The sequence below is a fragment of the Amycolatopsis palatopharyngis genome (genome assembly GCF_003385185.1).
Classification (GTDB): domain Bacteria; phylum Actinomycetota; class Actinomycetes; order Mycobacteriales; family Pseudonocardiaceae; genus Amycolatopsis; species Amycolatopsis palatopharyngis.
On record NZ_PQHZ01000009.1, the window covers coordinates 37,312 to 53,290 of the forward strand.

A 15,979-nucleotide genomic window follows, 5' to 3' on the forward strand; every position below is an offset into this window, starting at 1 on the left:
GATGCTCGCGTCCGGGCAGCTGCTTGCCGACCGCTATCGGCTCACCAGTCGCATCGCCGTCGGTGGCATGGGTGAGGTCTGGGAGTCCAACGACACACGGCTCGACCGGACGGTGGCCGTGAAGATCCTCAAGGCCGAACTGTCCGGTGACGCCGAGTTCCTGCACCGGTTTCGCACCGAGGCCAGGACCACGGCCTCGCTGAACCATCACGGCATCGCCGCGGTGCACGACTACGGCGAGACCGTGGAACCCGGCACGCACAGCGCCGAAAGCAAGACCGAACCACAGCACATCGCCTACCTGGTGATGGAACTGGTCGAGGGCGAACCGCTGGCCGGCATCCTGGCCAGGGAACGGCGTATCTCCGCCGACCGCACCCTCGACATCCTCGAGCAGGCAGGCCACGCGCTGCAGGCCGCACACGAACGCGGGCTGGTGCACCGGGACGTGAAACCGGGCAACATCCTGGTCACCCCGACAGGCCAGGTGAAGCTGACCGATTTCGGTATCGCCAAAGCCGCCGATGCCGCACCCGTCACCCGCTCCGGCATGGTGATGGGCACGGCGCACTACATCGCACCGGAACAGGCACTCGGGCACGACGCCGAACCCGCGAGCGATGTGTACTCACTTGCCGTATGCGGTTACGAGTGCCTGATGGGCCACCGCCCTTTCCTGTCGGAGAACGCGGTGACGGTGGCGATGATGCACATCCGCGACATGCCGCCGCCGCTGCCGCCGGACGTGCCACCGCACGCGCGGGCGGTGATCGAGGCGACGATGGTCAAGGACCCTCGCAGGCGCTACAACAGCGGTGGTGAGTTCGCCCACGCGGTCGCCGCTGTGCGCGCCGGGCATCCGCTGCCCGCACCGGTGAGTCTGGTGAACGCCGGGTACTCCGCGGCGGCGCAGGCCGCAGCGCAGGGACCGATGGCCGGTCAGAGCCCAGTCGGGCCTGGCTCCCATCCCACGATGCGTCCGGTGTCCCCGCCCACTGGTGCGGCCGTCCACCCGGGTCTGGCCACGGGGATGAACCAGGTACCGCAGGTCCAGCGGCGCAACCACACGACGTTGTGGCTGCTGCTCGCGTTGGTCATCGTGCTGTTGCTGGTGGGGCTTGCGCTGGTGCTGCCCCGGCTGCTGGAGCAGGACGACGCCGGCATACCGCGCGACGGGCTCGGGGGCGGCAGCTCCGTAACGCGCGAGCAGGGCAACGGCGATCAGGAACAGGGCACCGGAGCTAGCGGTCTTCAGGACGCGATGGACACCACTTCTGTGACGGACAACCGGCCGGGACACGGGCGGCGTTCACCGGATAACGACGGTACACACGGCATGATGGGCACACTGTGGACGGGACAGGACGGCACGGATCGATGAGCGCACCCCGATTGCTCTCAAATCGCTACGAGCTGGGCGACACGCTCGGCTACGGCGGCATGTCCGAGGTGCATCACGGGCACGACGTCCGGTTGGGCCGTGAGGTGGCCATCAAGATCCTGCGCGCCGACCTGGCGCGGGATCCCCAGTTCCAGGAGCGGTTCCGTCGCGAGGCGCAGAACGCGGCCGCGTTGAACCACCCCGCGATCGTCGCCGTGTACGACACGGGCGAGACGGAGACCGAGTACGGTCCGCTGCCCTACATCGTCATGGAGTTCGTCGAGGGCCGGACCCTGCGCGACATCGTCAAGACCGAGGGTCCGATGTCGCAGAAGCGCGCCATGGAGGTCATGGCCGACGTCTGCGCGGCGCTGGACTTCTCGCACCGGCACGGCATCGTCCACCGGGACGTGAAGCCGGCCAACGTGATGATCACCAAGAACGGCGCGGTCAAGGTGATGGACTTCGGCATCGCCCGGGCCATCCACGACGGCCAGTCAGCGATGACGCAGACCGCCGCGGTGATCGGGACCGCGCAGTACCTCTCGCCGGAGCAGGCCAGGGGCGAGTCGGTGGACGCGCGCAGTGACGTCTACGCTGCCGGCTGCGTGCTGTACGAACTCGTCACCGGGGAGCCCCCGTTCACCGGCGATTCGCCGGTCGCCGTCGCGTATCAGCACGTGCGGGAGGACCCGCAGGCTCCTTCGGTCGCGAACCCGGCCGTGTCGCCCGAGCTGGACGCGGTGGTGCTCAAGGCACTGGCGAAGGGCCCGGCGAACCGGTACCAGTCGTCCGCCGAAATGCGCTCCGACCTGGTGCGGACCCTGTCCGGACAGCGGCCGTCGGCACCCATGGTGATGAGCGACGACGAGCGCACCCAGGTGATGAACGCCGGCCGCAGGCAGCCCGACGCGTACGACGAGTACGACCCGGCGGCCTACGACGAAGAGGAGGAACGGCGCAGGCGCCGTAAGCGCAACTGGCTGATCGCGGCCTTGGTGGTCCTCGCGATCGCCCTGATCGCGTTCGTGATGTGGCTGACGGGTGCGTTCAAGGGCGAGGCCGCGGAGGCCCCGATCCCGAACGTGATCGACCAGCCGCAGGCACAGGCGGAGTCGAGCCTGCGTGATGCGGGATTCACCAGCTTCGGGACGCCGAAGAAGGTCGCCTGTCATCCGGTGCCGGACGGGGAACCACCGTGCGACCCCGACGACATCGGCAAGGTGCTCGCGGTCGATCCCGCCGTGGGCGCACAGGTGCCCACGTCGACGACGGTCACGCTGACGGTCGGTGCCGAGCCGGAGGACGTGGCCGTGCCGAACCTCGAGGGCAAGACCCGCGAGCAGGCGGAGCAGCTGCTCAACGATCAGCAGCTGCTGCTGGACCCCACGATCAACGAGGAAGTGGTCGAGGACGAGAACCTGATCGGCAAGGTGATCAAGCAGAACCCTGCTCCGGACGCCAAGATCGAGCAGGGCAGCACCGTCACGATCACCGTGGGCAAGTCGCCGGAGCTGGTGGACGTCACCAACTACGAGGGCAAGCCCTTCGAGGAGGCCAGCGCCGCGTTGAGGGGCGCGGGCTTCGACGTCCAGCGCAACGACGTCGACTCCGATCAGCCCGAGGGAATCGTGGTGCGCCAGCAGCCCAACGGCGCCAAGGCGGCCGTGGGCAGCACGATCACCCTCGATGTCTCGAACGGGAAACTGCAGCAGATCGACATGCCGGATCTGGTCGGGATGACCGAGGACGAGGCGATGGCCAAGCTCCGCGAGGAGGGCTGGTCCGGCAACGTCACGGTGGAGACCGAGGAGGTCTCCGACTCCGACCAGATCGGCCGGGTGACCAGCACCAACCCGTCGGCCGGTAGCAAGATCGACAGGGATCAGGACATCACGCTCGTCATCGGCGAGCAGGACGGTTCCACCGAGTCCTCGGAGAACGACGGCGGGCTCATCCCCGATCCCCCTGGCGGCGGCAACTGATCAACCCGCTGCCCGTCCGGCTGCCCGTTCCCGGCCGGACGGGCGGGCGCGCCGATCCTGCGGTCAGCGTTGCCCCGGATTCGTTTTCGGGGCAAATCGCACGAGGTAGCTGACGTGCCATGACCAGTCGAACCGGCCCATACTGGAAATGGGTAATCCCGTAGTCGCAAACCTCGTCCTGGGGTGCGTAGCCGTAATTCCGTTGTGGTTCCTCTGGTTCTTCCTCAGCAACTTTCCGCTCGCGGAAATTGGGCTCACCCAACGGGAGCCGACCGAGAACGACGGACCACTGCCATGGCTGATCCTGCTGGTTCCGCTTCTTGCGGTACTGCTGGCGCTATGGCTGGTCATAAACTCGTGGGCTCGGCGACGAAATGAACTCCGGACACGTCGGTATTGGCTGTCCAGCGCCCTGATCGTGCTTTTTCCCACCTTCGTATCAATAGTTCTCGTAGCGATTCTCTGATCTTCTACCTCGATGTGCGGCCAGGCGACAAACGATTGCAGCAGCTGGTACGCCGGATCTCCGGCTGGCAGGACCTGGCGGGACAGGGTGCGGGTAGCCCGGTGCAAGTGGCCGCCCCGGCGCGGCGCGAAGCGGCGAAGGCCCTGGAACGCCGCCAGCGGAACAACTAACCCACCCGCGTTTCGGTTGCGGCGTCGAGCCACTTGAGCCGGACGTCGCCGATGATCGACTGGAGGGCCAGCACCCTGGCCGCGGAGTCGGCGGTGTGGACGGATCGGCTGCTCGCCCAGCTGAACAACGTTCCACCGCCGTCCGGCAGCTCGATGCCCCAGCCGAGGAGTGGCTCGTCCGGGTAGCGCTTGAGGGTTCCGTAGATGGCGAACCGGCGGGGCCGTCCTTCGACGGCAGCCACTTCCAGCAACTCTGTCAGGTCCATGCGAACAGTATGGAGAAACTTTCTCGATTAGCAACTGCTAGAGTCCTGCGAATGGACATTCCTTCGGACCCGGAGCTGCTGAAGACCCAGCTCGGAATCGAGCTGCGCCGGCTGCGTGAGGAGGCCGGCTACACCGCGTTGGAGGCGGTGGCGGTCATCGGCGCGCAGACGCCGAAGCTCTCCAAGCTGGAGAACGGCAATCAGACCGCCGACCCGGAGGACATCCGCAAGCTCGCCGAGTTCTACGGCGCGAGCCCGGAGCAGCGCGACTACCTGATCGCCCTGGCGGAGGCCCAGCCGAAGCGCCGGCGCAGGCGCCGCTCCGGGCAACGGGACGCGGTACCCGACTGGTTCCGCCGGTTTCTGGCATTGGAATGGGACGCCACGGAGATCCGCAGCTACGAAATCGACATGATCCCCGGCCTGCTGCAGACCGAGGACTACGCGCGTTCGACGATCGTGGCCTGGGAACCGGAGGCCGATGAGCGGATCATCCAGCAGCAGGTGGCCACCCGGATGAACCGGCAGGCAGCGCTCAAGCGCAACGGCAGGCCGTCGCTGCGGCTCGAAGTGGTGATCAGCGAGGCGGCCCTGCGCCGGATTCAAGGCAGCAACGCCATCATGCGCGCCCAGTTAAGGCACCTGCTCGCCGCCTCCAAACGACCCAACATCACCATCCGGATCCTGCCGTTCGACGCGCCGGACCGCATCACCATGGCGTCGGCGTTCCAACTGTTCCGGCTGGCCGAGCAGAATTTCTCCACGGTCTACCTCGAAGACCTCTTCGGTGCCACCTACCTCAAGGAACCGGAGGAGTTCACCCAGTACAGCAAGGTGCTCGGGCGGTTGCGGGACGCGGCACTGGACCCGGAAAAGTCCCGCGACTTCCTCGATAAGATGGCAGGGTCCTATACCTAGACCGCCACCTGAAGGGGTGCGTCATGACTGCCCCGGACCTCATTGACGAATCCTGGTTCACCAGCAGCTACAGCGGCAGCAACGGCGGCAACTGCGTCGAGGTCGCGTTCGCCGAGCCGGTAATCGGCGTCCGCGACTCCAAGGACCGCACCGCAGGCCACCTCGCGCTCCGCCCCACCGCTTGGCGCGCCCTGCTGACGCGGCTCAAGTGACCACGTGGCTCTTTCCTGCGACAATGGGGGAGGAGTTACAGGAGGGAGCGCACCATGTCCGGCACCGGAGCGTTGATCGATGCCCCACACCGCCGGGTCACCTTGGCCGAGGTACGGGCGCACCGTGACGAGATCTACCGCATCGCGGCAAAGCACGGCGTACGCACAGTACGTGTCTTCGGCTCGGTCGCCCGAGGCGAAGCCGACGATGACAGCGACCTCGACCTCCTCGTGGAAGTCGAACCCGGCACGGGCCTGTTCGCGCTGTCTGGTTTCGCACTCGACGTGGAAGCCCTGCTGAACGTCTTCACGCAGGTCACCACGCCAAACGGACTCAAGGCGCGCTACCGTGACCGCGTCCTCTTCGAAGCGGTGACCGTGTGAAGCGAGCGACCCCAGAGCGCTTGCGGGACATTATTGAAACGGCAGAGATCGCTGAGCAGCTGAAACCTGCGACACGCGAGGAGTTCGACGCGGATCTAAAAGGCCAGCTCGCGCTCACTCGGCTGGCCGAGATTGTCGGAGAGGCATCGAACCACGTCAGCAAGGCCGTTCAGAATGCGCATCCCGAGGTCCCGTGGTCGGCAATCATCGGCATGCGTCACCGCATCATCCACGGCTACTTCGAAGTCGACCTTGAAGTCCTGTGGTCGGTCGTCACTGTCGAACTCCCCGCGTTGCTGCCGCAGATTCGCGCCATCCTCGACTCTCTTTCGGCCGACAACCCCTAGCTAGCCACGGCGGCGGTGGTACGTACGACCAGGACCGTGCTCAGCACGAGCAGGGACGCCCCCAAGCCGAGCAGCACCGGACCACCACACGGCCATGCGCGTCGCGACGGGGAAGCGGTCCGGCAAGTATTCGCAGCAGCGTCGGCTTCCCGGAACCGTTGCCCCCGAGCAGACCCACGACCGTGCCCCGGCCATAGCGCTTACTGACGCCCCGCGGCTCCAGCAGGGTCAGGCGGCGGACTGCAGTGCCTTGGTGGCGGCTTCCAGCGAGTTCACGGTGGCCGGCGCGACGGCGTGCCCGGCAGAGGCCATCCAGTTGGCCAGCATCCGGTGCCCGCCCTGGGTGAGGACGGACTCCGGGTGGAACTGCACCCCTTCCAGCGGCAGCTCGCGGTGCCGCATCCCCATCACCACCCCGGAATCGGTGTGAGCGGTGACCTCGAACTCAGCGGGGATCGTGTCGGCGAGCACAGTCAGCGAGTGGTAGCGGGTGGCGGTGAACGGGTCGGGCAGCCCGGCGAGCACGCCCGCACCGGAGTGGTGCACCTCGCTGGTTTTGCCGTGCAACAGCTCGTGCGCCCTGTCCACGGTGGCGCCGTAGACCACGCCGAGCGCCTGGTGGCCGAGGCAGACACCCAGCATCGGGGTGCGGGACTCGGCGCACCTGCGGATTACCTCGGTGCTCTGACCTGCACGTTCCGGCGTTCCGGGGCCCGGGGAGACGAGCACCCCGTCGAACTCGGGCACGCGGTCGAGGTCGACGACGTCATTGCGCCAGACGGTGCAGTCGGCACCGAGCTGGGCCAGGTACTGGACCAGGTTGTAGACAAAACTGTCGTAGTTGTCGACGACGAGCACGCGCATGTGAACCACCTTAGCGTGCGGCGCCACCCTGCCCCGCCCATACAACCTCTACCTAGGTGGAGGTCAATGGGCAGCCCAGATGCTGGACCGTACGTCATATCACAATGAAACTTAGGGGAACCTTACTTTACCGTGGACAGTTGGGACCTGATCCGTGACTGTGAAGAGGTAGGGCATGAGCCGTCGACTGCGTGTGGCCATCGTCGGGGCCGGTCCGGCCGGCATCTACGCCGCCGACATCCTGGACAAGGCCGAGAAGGCCGGCGTCGAGGTGAGCATCGACCTGTTCGAACGGATGCCGGCCCCGTTCGGCCTGATCCGCTACGGCGTCGCACCTGACCATCCACGCATCAAGGGCATCGTGAACGCCCTGCACAAGGTGCTCGACCGGCCGGGTATCCGGCTGATCGGCAACGTCGACTACGGCAGCGACATCAAGCTCGACGACCTGCGCGAGTTCTACGACTCGATCATCTTCTCCACCGGTGCCAGCGCCGACCGGCCACTGGAGATCCCGGGCATCGACCTGCCGGGCAGCCACGGCGCGGCCGACTTCGTGTCCTGGTACGACGGGCACCCCGACGTGCCGCGGACCTGGCCACTGACCGCGAAGAGCGTCGCCGTGCTCGGTGTCGGCAACGTCGCACTCGACGTCGCACGCATTCTGGCGAAAACCGCCGACGAGCTGCTGACCACCGAGATCCCGCCGAACGTCTACGAGGGCCTCAAGGCCAGCCCGGTCACCGACGTGCACGTCTTCGGCAGGCGTGGACCAGCGCAGGCCAAGTTCACGCCGATGGAACTGCGCGAGCTGGACCACTCGCCGAACGTCGAAGTGATCGTCGACCCGGAGGACATCGAGTTCGACGAGGGTTCGATGACCGCCATCCGCGGATCAAAGCAGATCGACATGGTGGTCAAGACCCTGCAGGAGTGGGCGATCCGCGATCACGGCGACCGCCGCAAACGCTTGCACCTGCACTTCTTCCACTCGCCGACCGAGGTCGTCGGCGACCACGACAGCGGTGTGACCGGACTGCGGACCGAGCGGACAGAGCTCACCGGGGACGGCAACGTACGCGGTACGGGCGAGTTCCACGACTGGGATGTGCAGTCCGTCTACCGCGCTGTCGGGTACCTGTCCTCCAATCTCGCCGAGATCCCGTTCGACAACACCACCGGAACCGTGCCGAACGAGGCGGGCCGCGTGCTCGACCTGGACGAGGAGCAGGTTCCCGGCGTCTATGTCACCGGCTGGATCAAGCGCGGCCCGGTCGGCCTGATCGGGCACACGAAGGGCGATGCGGCGGAGACGATCGCCAGCCTGCTCGCCGACGTGGACGGACTGGCCGAGGCAAAGCAGCCTGATCCGGACGCGATCGTCGAGTTCCTGAGCGAGCGCGGCGTGCCGTTCACGACCTGGGACGGCTGGGGCAAGCTCGACGCCCACGAGCGCTCGCTCGGCGCGACACAGGGCCGCGAGCGGGTCAAGGTCGTCGAGCGCGAGGAGATGGTGCGGGTCTCCCGGGACCACCAGGCCTGACCTGGTGGAGTGACGGTGATGATCACTCAGCGACATCACCTGCGTCCAAGTCGGTAAAGATCTTCATTTCCACTTGTCGTTGACCTCGAGCGTCCAGTAGCCAGGAATGGCGGCCGCCAGCGCGGCCGCACCGGCCACTACAGGAGGTTCGATGTCTCTCGATGTTTCGCCAACCCTGCTCGACAAGGCTGAGCGCGGCGAAGTCGACGACGCCGAGTTCGTCGCCTGCGTGCGGGACTCGCTGCCCTACGCCTGGCAGGTGATCACCACGGTCATCGCCGACCTGGAGGTCACCACGGACGGGTTCGCCGACCACGAGACGCCACCACCGAGCGAGGCCGAACGCGGTCAACTGCTTCGCGCACTGGCCTCGGACGCGATTCGCGGCGGTCTCGAACGGCATTTCGGCGTGAAGCTGGCCTTCCAGAACTGCCACCGGGTCGGCGCGTTCCGCCCGGCCGCCGACGGCACGGTGGACAGCGATCGCTACCGGGCCTTCGTTTCGCCACGAGGGCAGCTGCTCAACCAGAGCCCCGAGCTGCGGGACTGCTAGCGCCCGCGCGTACAGCGGGCAGCACCTCGGCGCCGATGCGCTGAAGGTTCTCCAGCGTGCGCTCCGGCGTACCGGTGGCTTCCACCAGCATGATCACGTGGGATACGCCGGTACGCCGGATGCCTTCGGCCAGCCGGTCCGCGCATTCGGCGGGCCCGCCGACGGGATGGATCGCGCACAGCCGCTCGGCGTAGGCGACTGGGTCCTTGCGCGCGCGGGCGCGGCCGTCGACCGGCCGGTGGGCGGACAGCCCAGGGCCCAGCCAGCCCGGGAGTGAGTCCAGCACGGCTCGCTCGGCCTCGCGCCGGTCGTCGCCGACCTGGCAGAGCACCGTGGAGACGTGCGGAGCCGCACCGGCGGCAGCGGTCGCGGTCTCGTAGGCCCGCACCGTCCGGGCCTTCTCGTCGTCGTTTGCGTGCATCCCGAGCAGCATCGGCAGGCCCCGGCTCGCGGCCAGCCGGACCGAGTCCGAGTCCGGCGAGCCACAGGCGACCACGGGTGCCACGGGTCGCCGAGGCCGCGGCACCAGCCCGACCTCACGAAACGCGAACTGACTGCCCGCCGCGCTCACGGTCGGTTCGCGTGTCGCCGCCAGCAGCAGGTCGAGCGACTCAGCGAACCCGGAGTCATAGCGGTCGAGCCCGGTACCGAAGACCTCCAGGTCAACCCAGGGCCCGCCGCGGCCGACCCCGAGCCGCAAGCGGCCATCGGAGACGGCGTCCAGCATCGACCACTGTTCGGCAAGCGCGATGGGATGGGTGGTCGAGAGCACGCTGACCGCGGTGCCGACGTCGATGGTGCTGGTCCTGCCGAGCACGTGCCCGGCCAGGGTCAATGCCGAAGGACACACGCCATAGGACATGAAGTGGTGTTCGGCGAACCAGACGTCGTCGAACCCGGCGAGCTCTGCGGCGAGCGCGAGCCGGACGGACCGGCGCAGCACCTCAGCGTCCTGCTGGCCCGGAAACCGGCCACTGACCAGGAAGACCCCGAACCGCAAACCGTTCCCGTTCACTCCACCGCGACGTCGTTGAACGGCAGCATCGGCTCGACCCACGGGAAGACCACGAACATCAGCAACGCGGTCACCCCGGCGATGAGCAGCATCGCCTGCACGATGCGCAGGGGTACCGGGCCGGGCAGGTGCCGCCAGATCCAGCCGTACATCAGGCCTCCCCGATCTTCTCGAGCAGACCGGCGTAGTTGGCTCCCGGCTGCTTCTGGAACTCATTGGTCAGCACCGAGTGGATGATCAGGCGTTCCTTGTCGGAGAACTGCGGATGGCAGGTGGTCAGGGTCATCAGCGCGGCCTGGTCGGCCTTCGGCCGGTCGATGTTCGCTTTGTACGGCACGGGCGCGACGGCGTCTCCACGGCTGGGCAGGACGATGCGGCGGCCGTAGGTCTCGCCATAGTCCCCGCCCTCCGGAACGGCAGGGTCGAACAGCGACGGCACGCCCGCGCACTTCGGGTCAAGCCCCTTGCCACCGGCCCAGCCCTCGATCTCTTCCTGCATGGGCAGCACCCGGTAGACAAAGAAGCTCTGAACGGTCTCGACCACCACGGCATCGCAGGAGCTCAGCAGGTCGAGGTCGTTGAACGGCGCACCCTTGCCGACACGGTGACCCGCGATACCGACGTTGCCCGGCTCGCCCGGCATGGCGGTGTCGGGGTAGTGCCCCGGCCCGATTTCCAGCGAATCGGACCCCACCCCCTGCTGCACGGTGAACTGGTAGTCGGCACCGAACGACGGGATGTAGATCTTCGCGAAGGCCTCGCCTTCGAGGAGGTCGGTCTGCAACTGACGCTGCTGGGTCCAGTCGTCGTCGAGTTGGGCGCTGGCTTCGCGTTGCAGCTGCGCGGACATCAGGTTCGTGACATAGAGCTCGTAGACCACGAACAGCAGCACCACAAGGCCCGCGGTGATCAGCAGCTCGCCGAAGGTGCGCACGGCAGCACGCCCCTTGCCTCCGCCGCCCGTCGCGGGTGGCGCGGTGCGGTTGCGCCGGGGTGGTGGCCGGTCCGTGCCGCCGGACTCGTTCCGGCGTTCGGGCCGTTCGGCTCGCTCCGGACGCTCCCGGCGCACCGGCCGCATCACCGTAGTGTCGGCATTGGGGTCGACAGGACGGGTCTGGACGGTGTCCGCGTCGGCCGAATGGGGGCCGTCGAACCTCCGCGGTCTCGGCTGGTCGCGAGATGCCACGCAAGCTCCCTTCGAGCGTCAGATGGACCCGAAGTCACATTCGGGCTGCGAGGACGGCTCTCCCCGGTACTTGCGCGTCCTCGATTACGTTAACGTGTTCAGATAGTCGTGGTTGCGCCTGGATGCGTGACAACGTGGTTGCAACGAAGTTGTTCCTGACAAGAGACCGACCAGCACGCGAGGACTCCGATGCCCAAGTCCAAGGTCCGTAAGAAGACGGCCTACACGCCGCCGGCCGATCGGCACACACCTGTCAAGGTGCGCGCTGCCGGGCCGTCGCACCCGCTCTACAAGGGCGTGATGTTCGGGCTCATGCTGCTCGGCCTGCTCTGGCTCGTGGTGAACTACATCGCAGGCGACAAGATCCCGTTCATGCTCGAACTGGGTAACTGGAACTTCGCCGTCGGGTTCGCCCTGATGATTTCCGGTCTGTTGATGACCATGCGCTGGCGCTAGGTCACAGATAGCAATGATTGCGCCGAACGGCCGCTTGACAGCTAATTACATCACTGTGACTCATCCCCATTGTGGATAAGCCCTGTGGATAACCCCATATGTAGTTGGTCACCGAAGCCGGCGCTGGTCGTCATCGGCTGGCTCGGGGCGGCCGCCGCGGCCGCGGGAAGCACCTATCTGGCGTTCTCGGCCGACCGAACCGGCGCGCTGCTGTTCGGAGTCGCAGCGGTGGCCCTGGTCGCGGCGGCAGCGCATGGTGCCTTCGTCCGGCCCCGGCTCGCGGCCGACCATGAGGGCATCCGGGTGCGGACCCTCGGCCGGAGTCTGCGCTGGGCATGGCCGGAGGTCAGGGTGCGCCTGACAACCACGAGACGACTCGGCAGGGACGTAGACGTGCTCGAGATCGAGGCCGACGACCTGCTGATTCTCGGTTCGCTCGAACTCGGCGCCGACCCCAGAGACGTACTCGACGAACTCAACGCGTTGCGACCGGCGTACTGAGCCTGCTCAGCTGGTGCAGACGAGCTGGTTGCCGACGACCGTGCAGGTCGCGTTGGCGAGCTGGGCGTCGCGGAGCAGGACCAGCCCGATCAGGGCGACCGCAAGCAGCGCGACCGCGCCACCCTGCCAAACGCCGCGGTTCTTCTCCGGCGCGTAGAGCATCGCGACCATGATCAGTGCACCGATGACGAAACCACCGAGGTGGCCGAGCCAGGAGATGTTCGGGATGGAGAACGTGAGCACCGCGTTCAGGCCGATGACGAAGAGCACCGGCGTCGCCTTGAGACGGAGCTTCAGCACGGCGACGAGGATGCCGCCGAGCAAGCCGTAGATCGCACCAGATGCGCCAGCGGTGGCCTTGCCGATGTCGTCGAACATGAACACGGCGGCGGAGCCGCCCAGCAGCGAGACGAAGTACAGCCCGGTGAACCGGAGCCGGCCGAGCAGCATCTCCAGGTCCCGGCCGAGGATCCACAGCGCGAACATGTTCATCGCCACGTGCAGCAGCCCGAAGTGCAGGAACCCCGAGCTGATCAGCCGCCACCACTCGTCGCCGCTGACAATGCCGATCGGCCAGAGAACGCCGTCCTGGTGCAGGTCGGAGGCACCATTGTTCATCGGGTCCTGCGCCTGTGCGGCGGTCAGGATGAAGACGAGCACGTTGATCGCGATCAGCACCGGGGTCACCAGCGGTTTGCTGATCGGATGTGCGCCGGCAGCCGTGCGCGCGCCGAACCCGGCACGGCGGTACTGACCCTGCTGCGCGCGTTGCTGCTGCCGGCCGGCCTGCACGCAGTCGATGCAGTGGTAGCCGACAGAAGCGTCACGCAGGCAGTCCGGGCAGGCCGGCCGCTCGCACCTGGTGCAGCGCAGGCCGGTCTGCCTGTTCGGATGCCACCAGCAGGTCGGCAACGCGGCCTGCTGCTGAGGAGGGTCCTGATGCGGAGGATATGGAGGCTGGTTCACGGTATTTTCCAACTTACCCGTCCGCCGCTTCCGTGAAGTGAATCAGCCTTCGCGGGAGATGGAGACCCGCTCGATGACGACGTCGTCCAGCGGCTTGTCCGCCGGGCCAGTCGCGGTGTGGCCGATCGTGTCGACGACGTTGCGGGAGTCCTGGTCCGTGACCTCACCGAAGATCGTGTGCTTGAAGTTCAGGTGCGTGGTCGGTCCAAGGGTGATGAAGAACTGCGAACCGTTCGTCGCCGGCCCCGCGTTCGCCATGGCGAGCAGGTATGGCTTGTTGAACTGCAGTTCGGGATGGAACTCGTCGTCGAACTTGTAGCCCGGGCCGCCGCGGCCGGTGCCGGTCGGGTCGCCACCCTGGACCATGAAGCCATCGATGACGCGGTGGAAAATCGAACCGTCGTAAAACGGACCCGACTTCTCCCCCTTGGCATTCGGCTGGGTGTAGTCCTTGCTGCCTTCGGCGAGACCGACGAAGTTCGCCACCGTTTTCGGGGCGTGATCGGGGAAGAGGTTGACGTGGATATCGCCCTGGTTCGTGTGCAGGGTCGCCGTCACTGTCGCCCCAACGAGGGATCCATTGCTTTCAGTCACACGTTCATCGTGCCATCCGCAGCGAAATCCGCCAGAAAGGGGCAGGATAGGTAACGAGCAGACAAGCTGAAGTGAAACGATTGACGAGGTGAAGGCCATGACTCGGGCCCCAGAGCAGGTGAACGAGCCTGCCAAGTCCGGCCTGCTCGGTCTGCGTAAGCGCGCTGCCGAGGTCGGCAAGGCGGGAGCCGAGGTGACCGCCCACGCCGCGCAGGTCGCTGAGCACAAGCTCGCCGAGAGCAGCGATACCGCGCGCAAGTCCAGCCGGCGCACGCGGAAGAAGCTCGCGAAGAAGTCGAAGCAGACCCGCAAGGAACTCGCTCGTAGCGCCAAGCAGGCCCAGCAGGTGGCCGCCGAACGCCGCGAGGAACTGCGCAAGCCCGGCCGTAAGGCGAAGAAGGCGGCAATTCAGGCGGCCAAGTCCGCTGGACACTCCAAGCGCAGGGCGAAGAAGGACTTCAAGCACGCGAAGAAGGACTTCAAGACCGCGATGTCCGAGGCGAAGGTGGCCGCGAGGGGCGAGAAGAAGAGCCGCAAGTGGCCGTGGCTGCTGGGCCTCGGCGCGCTCGCCGCCGCAGTGGCCTACGCCGCCCGGCCGAAGCCGGCCCCGCCGATCGCGCCCGCGCCGCCGCGTACGACGCCGCCTGCGCAGAGCAATCCGACGGCATCGAAGGTGTCCGGGTCCTTGGACACTGCCGGTACGGCTAAGCCCGCTCCGACGAAGCCGGTGGCGAAGCCGAAGCCCGAGCAGAGCAAGGGCAACGGTCAGCAGGCGCCGAGCCCGACGACCACCGAGAAGAAGAACTGACCCAGAAAACACCGAGGGCCGGGGCGAACGTTCGCCCCGGCCCTCGGTCTTGCTACGACAATCAGGCAGTCGCGGCGTGCTTGTCGATCAGGTTGCCCAGCCGCGGCAGTGCCTCCTCGACGTTCTTCTTACCCTGCGGGCGCAGCTTGCTGTAGACCTTCTTGATGCTGTCCCTGCTGCTCTGCTCCGCGCGGGAGTCGGTGACGTTCAGCAGCGCGTCGGCGGCCTCGCTGGAACGGCCGGACAGGTAGGCGCCGAAGTCGTTGCCGCCGGAGGCCTTGAAGTCGGCGTAGAACGGCTCGAGGGCGGCGGTGAAGTCGTCGAGCAGGCTGTCGACGGCGGAGCCGATGATGCCCGGCTTGATCTTCTTCACGGCGGCGTGGCCGGTCTTCACGACGGCGCCGGAGACGCCGCCCTTCTCCGAGACCTCTTCGTCGACCAGGGTCTGCAGGTCGGTCACGACGGCCGGACGCCTGCTGGAGTCGAGCAGGATTTCCTTGAGGGTTTCAGCCACGGATTCGTATCCTTTTTACGTAGAGATCGACGGTGCGGTGTGTTCGCGGGGGTCGTGCGCTGATCCGTGTGGCCCTGCGTTCTCGGCCACCGAACGTCGCGCTGGTCCTCGACGCCTGCGCGTGCGGCACAGGGTAGTACAAGATCAACTTGCCCCTGACGCAGCTACTCCTTGAGCCCGCCCGGTCAGATCTGGAGTGCGGAAATGGCCTTTTCGGCGACCCTGCGAGCCTTCACGCTCTGTAACTGGTTGGTACGGACGATAACCGCTGACCCGTCCTTCGCGACCGCGTAGACGGCGCCTTCCTCCAGCTTCTGGTAGCCGCCGTTCCAGCCGGTCGGCTGGCTTGCCGGGTTGGACGTGTCGACCGGAGCGGCCTCGTCCACCAGCCCGGTCGCTACCTCGGTATCGCCGACGTAGACGTGCACGGACAGTTGCTGAGAACCGTCGGGACGGTAAAAGAAGCAGGCGGGATGCGGCTTGTCAGTGGAGGTGCTGATCTTCGAGACGCGCTGCCCGTTCGCCTCCTCGACGAACTCCTCCGTGAGGTATGGACAGGGGCCGTCGGCCACGGGCTCCGGCGAAGGAGGTAGCGCCGGAGCCTGCGCTCCACTCGAAGGAGTGATCTGTGTGGACGGCGCGGGGTTGCCCTTAGCGGCGTCGTCGGACTGACCACAGGCGGCCAGCAGGCCTGCCGTGACCACGGTGATGAGAACCAGTCGTCGCATAACGCGCACAGTCAACCAGACCTTGTGTGCCTGGCCCTCGACTGTTGGCGAAAGTCTGCCGAACCCTTTCCGACTAACGACGGTTGCTGGGTGTACGGCATTCTGAGCACTCTGAGGAGAAC

Annotated in this window: 21 protein-coding genes and 1 pseudogene; 12 read left to right on the forward strand and 10 right to left on the reverse strand. The window is 66.8% G+C overall.

Annotated elements, in window-relative coordinates; translation table 11 throughout:
* The first annotated feature begins 1 nt into the window (after position 1).
* The 3 genes from D0C15_RS09185 to D0C15_RS35440 all read left to right on the forward strand — a co-directional run bounded on the left by D0C15_RS09185 (position 2) and on the right by D0C15_RS35440 (position 4,002).
* A complete protein-coding gene (locus tag D0C15_RS09185; protein ID WP_116042881.1) occupies positions 2-1,381 on the forward strand; it encodes a serine/threonine-protein kinase in 1,380 nt (459 codons plus the stop codon).
* Complete coding sequence (gene pknB / locus D0C15_RS09190; protein WP_116042884.1) at positions 1,378-3,366, forward strand: Stk1 family PASTA domain-containing Ser/Thr kinase; 1,989 nt, start codon at positions 1,378-1,380, stop codon at positions 3,364-3,366. The genes D0C15_RS09185 and pknB overlap by 4 nt, the downstream gene beginning before the upstream one ends.
* A 501-nt stretch (positions 3,367-3,867) precedes the next feature.
* Positions 3,868-4,002, forward strand: coding sequence for a hypothetical protein (locus D0C15_RS35440; RefSeq protein ID WP_281270678.1), 135 nt, complete (start codon positions 3,868-3,870; stop codon positions 4,000-4,002).
* On the opposite strand, the gene D0C15_RS09200 is transcribed toward D0C15_RS35440, so the two are convergent.
* Positions 3,999-4,268, reverse strand: coding sequence for a hypothetical protein (locus D0C15_RS09200; protein WP_116042889.1), 270 nt, complete (start codon positions 4,266-4,268; stop codon positions 3,999-4,001). The genes D0C15_RS35440 and D0C15_RS09200 overlap by 4 nt on opposite strands.
* Positions 4,269-4,319: 51 nt before the next feature.
* Here D0C15_RS09200 and D0C15_RS09205 point away from each other — a divergent pair, with 51 nt between their 5' ends.
* Genes D0C15_RS09205 through D0C15_RS09220 form a run of 4 tightly spaced genes read left to right on the forward strand, consistent with a single transcriptional unit; the run spans position 4,320 to position 6,129 of the window.
* Complete coding sequence (locus D0C15_RS09205; RefSeq protein ID WP_116042891.1) at positions 4,320-5,186, forward strand: helix-turn-helix domain-containing protein; 867 nt, start codon at positions 4,320-4,322, stop codon at positions 5,184-5,186.
* Between the two features lie 23 nt (positions 5,187-5,209).
* Positions 5,210-5,398 (forward strand): DUF397 domain-containing protein, encoded by a 189-nt coding sequence (locus D0C15_RS09210; protein ID WP_116042893.1) that lies wholly within the window; start codon positions 5,210-5,212, stop codon positions 5,396-5,398.
* A 54-nt stretch (positions 5,399-5,452) separates the two neighbouring features.
* Positions 5,453-5,782 (forward strand): nucleotidyltransferase family protein, encoded by a 330-nt coding sequence (locus tag D0C15_RS09215; protein ID WP_116042896.1) that lies wholly within the window; start codon positions 5,453-5,455, stop codon positions 5,780-5,782.
* Positions 5,779-6,129 carry a HepT-like ribonuclease domain-containing protein gene (locus tag D0C15_RS09220; RefSeq protein ID WP_116042898.1) on the forward strand — a complete coding sequence of 117 codons (351 nt, stop codon included), beginning with the start codon at positions 5,779-5,781 and terminating at the stop codon, positions 6,127-6,129. The genes D0C15_RS09215 and D0C15_RS09220 overlap by 4 nt, the downstream gene beginning before the upstream one ends.
* 118 nt (positions 6,130-6,247) lie before the next feature.
* On the opposite strand, the pseudogene D0C15_RS35665 reads toward D0C15_RS09220, so the two are convergent.
* Positions 6,248-6,355, reverse strand: a pseudogene (locus D0C15_RS35665) (ATP-binding cassette domain-containing protein); the annotation flags it as partial.
* A 2-nt stretch (positions 6,356-6,357) separates the two neighbouring features.
* The gene (locus D0C15_RS09230) at positions 6,358-6,993 is read right to left on the reverse strand and encodes an aminodeoxychorismate/anthranilate synthase component II (RefSeq protein ID WP_116042903.1); all 636 of its coding nucleotides are present in this window, start codon (positions 6,991-6,993) and stop codon (positions 6,358-6,360) included.
* A gap of 175 nt (positions 6,994-7,168) precedes the next feature.
* Between D0C15_RS09230 and D0C15_RS09235 the strand changes: the two genes are divergently transcribed.
* Complete coding sequence (locus D0C15_RS09235) at positions 7,169-8,536, forward strand: FAD-dependent oxidoreductase (protein ID WP_116042905.1); 1,368 nt, start codon at positions 7,169-7,171, stop codon at positions 8,534-8,536.
* Between the two features lie 151 nt (positions 8,537-8,687).
* Complete coding sequence (locus D0C15_RS09240) at positions 8,688-9,089, forward strand: SCO5389 family protein (RefSeq protein ID WP_116042908.1); 402 nt, start codon at positions 8,688-8,690, stop codon at positions 9,087-9,089.
* On the opposite strand, the gene D0C15_RS09245 is transcribed toward D0C15_RS09240, so the two are convergent.
* The 3 genes from D0C15_RS09245 to D0C15_RS09250 are packed head-to-tail and all read right to left on the reverse strand — an operon-like array spanning position 9,058 to position 11,290.
* Positions 9,058-10,104: an LLM class flavin-dependent oxidoreductase gene (locus D0C15_RS09245; RefSeq protein WP_245975662.1), complete on the reverse strand. Its 1,047-nt coding sequence runs from the start codon at positions 10,102-10,104 to the stop codon at positions 9,058-9,060. The two genes, D0C15_RS09240 and D0C15_RS09245, sit on opposite strands and share 32 nt — an antisense overlap.
* The gene (locus D0C15_RS34510) at positions 10,101-10,256 is read right to left on the reverse strand and encodes a hypothetical protein (RefSeq protein WP_170161329.1); all 156 of its coding nucleotides are present in this window, start codon (positions 10,254-10,256) and stop codon (positions 10,101-10,103) included. Before D0C15_RS34510 ends, D0C15_RS09245 begins: the two co-directional genes overlap by 4 nt.
* Positions 10,256-11,290: a class E sortase gene (locus D0C15_RS09250; protein WP_245975663.1), complete on the reverse strand. Its 1,035-nt coding sequence runs from the start codon at positions 11,288-11,290 to the stop codon at positions 10,256-10,258. Before D0C15_RS09250 ends, D0C15_RS34510 begins: the two co-directional genes overlap by 1 nt.
* Before the next feature lie 189 nt (positions 11,291-11,479).
* Here D0C15_RS09250 and crgA point away from each other — a divergent pair, with 189 nt between their 5' ends.
* The gene (gene crgA / locus D0C15_RS09255; protein ID WP_116042910.1) at positions 11,480-11,746 is read left to right on the forward strand and encodes a cell division protein CrgA; all 267 of its coding nucleotides are present in this window, start codon (positions 11,480-11,482) and stop codon (positions 11,744-11,746) included.
* 84 nt (positions 11,747-11,830) lie between these two features.
* Entirely contained in the window at positions 11,831-12,247 is a 417-nt protein-coding gene (locus D0C15_RS09260; RefSeq protein ID WP_116042912.1) for a PH domain-containing protein, read from the forward strand.
* Between the two features lie 6 nt (positions 12,248-12,253).
* On the opposite strand, the gene D0C15_RS09265 is transcribed toward D0C15_RS09260, so the two are convergent.
* On the reverse strand, positions 12,254-13,213 hold the full coding sequence (locus tag D0C15_RS09265; RefSeq protein WP_116042914.1) for a rhomboid family intramembrane serine protease: 960 nt from the start codon (positions 13,211-13,213) through the stop codon (positions 12,254-12,256).
* A gap of 42 nt (positions 13,214-13,255) precedes the next feature.
* A complete protein-coding gene (locus D0C15_RS09270) occupies positions 13,256-13,807 on the reverse strand; it encodes a peptidylprolyl isomerase (protein ID WP_245975664.1) in 552 nt (183 codons plus the stop codon).
* Between the two features lie 97 nt (positions 13,808-13,904).
* Here D0C15_RS09270 and D0C15_RS09275 point away from each other — a divergent pair, with 97 nt between their 5' ends.
* Positions 13,905-14,615: a hypothetical protein gene (locus D0C15_RS09275; RefSeq protein ID WP_116043193.1), complete on the forward strand. Its 711-nt coding sequence runs from the start codon at positions 13,905-13,907 to the stop codon at positions 14,613-14,615.
* A 61-nt stretch (positions 14,616-14,676) separates the two neighbouring features.
* Here D0C15_RS09275 and D0C15_RS09280 read toward each other — a convergent pair whose 3' ends face one another.
* Both D0C15_RS09280 and D0C15_RS09285 read right to left on the reverse strand, forming a co-directional pair.
* Positions 14,677-15,129 carry a DUF6918 family protein gene (locus D0C15_RS09280; protein WP_116042918.1) on the reverse strand — a complete coding sequence of 151 codons (453 nt, stop codon included), beginning with the start codon at positions 15,127-15,129 and terminating at the stop codon, positions 14,677-14,679.
* A gap of 185 nt (positions 15,130-15,314) precedes the next feature.
* Positions 15,315-15,857: a DUF2020 domain-containing protein gene (locus D0C15_RS09285; protein ID WP_116042921.1), complete on the reverse strand. Its 543-nt coding sequence runs from the start codon at positions 15,855-15,857 to the stop codon at positions 15,315-15,317.
* Positions 15,858-15,979: the final 122 nt, after the last annotated feature.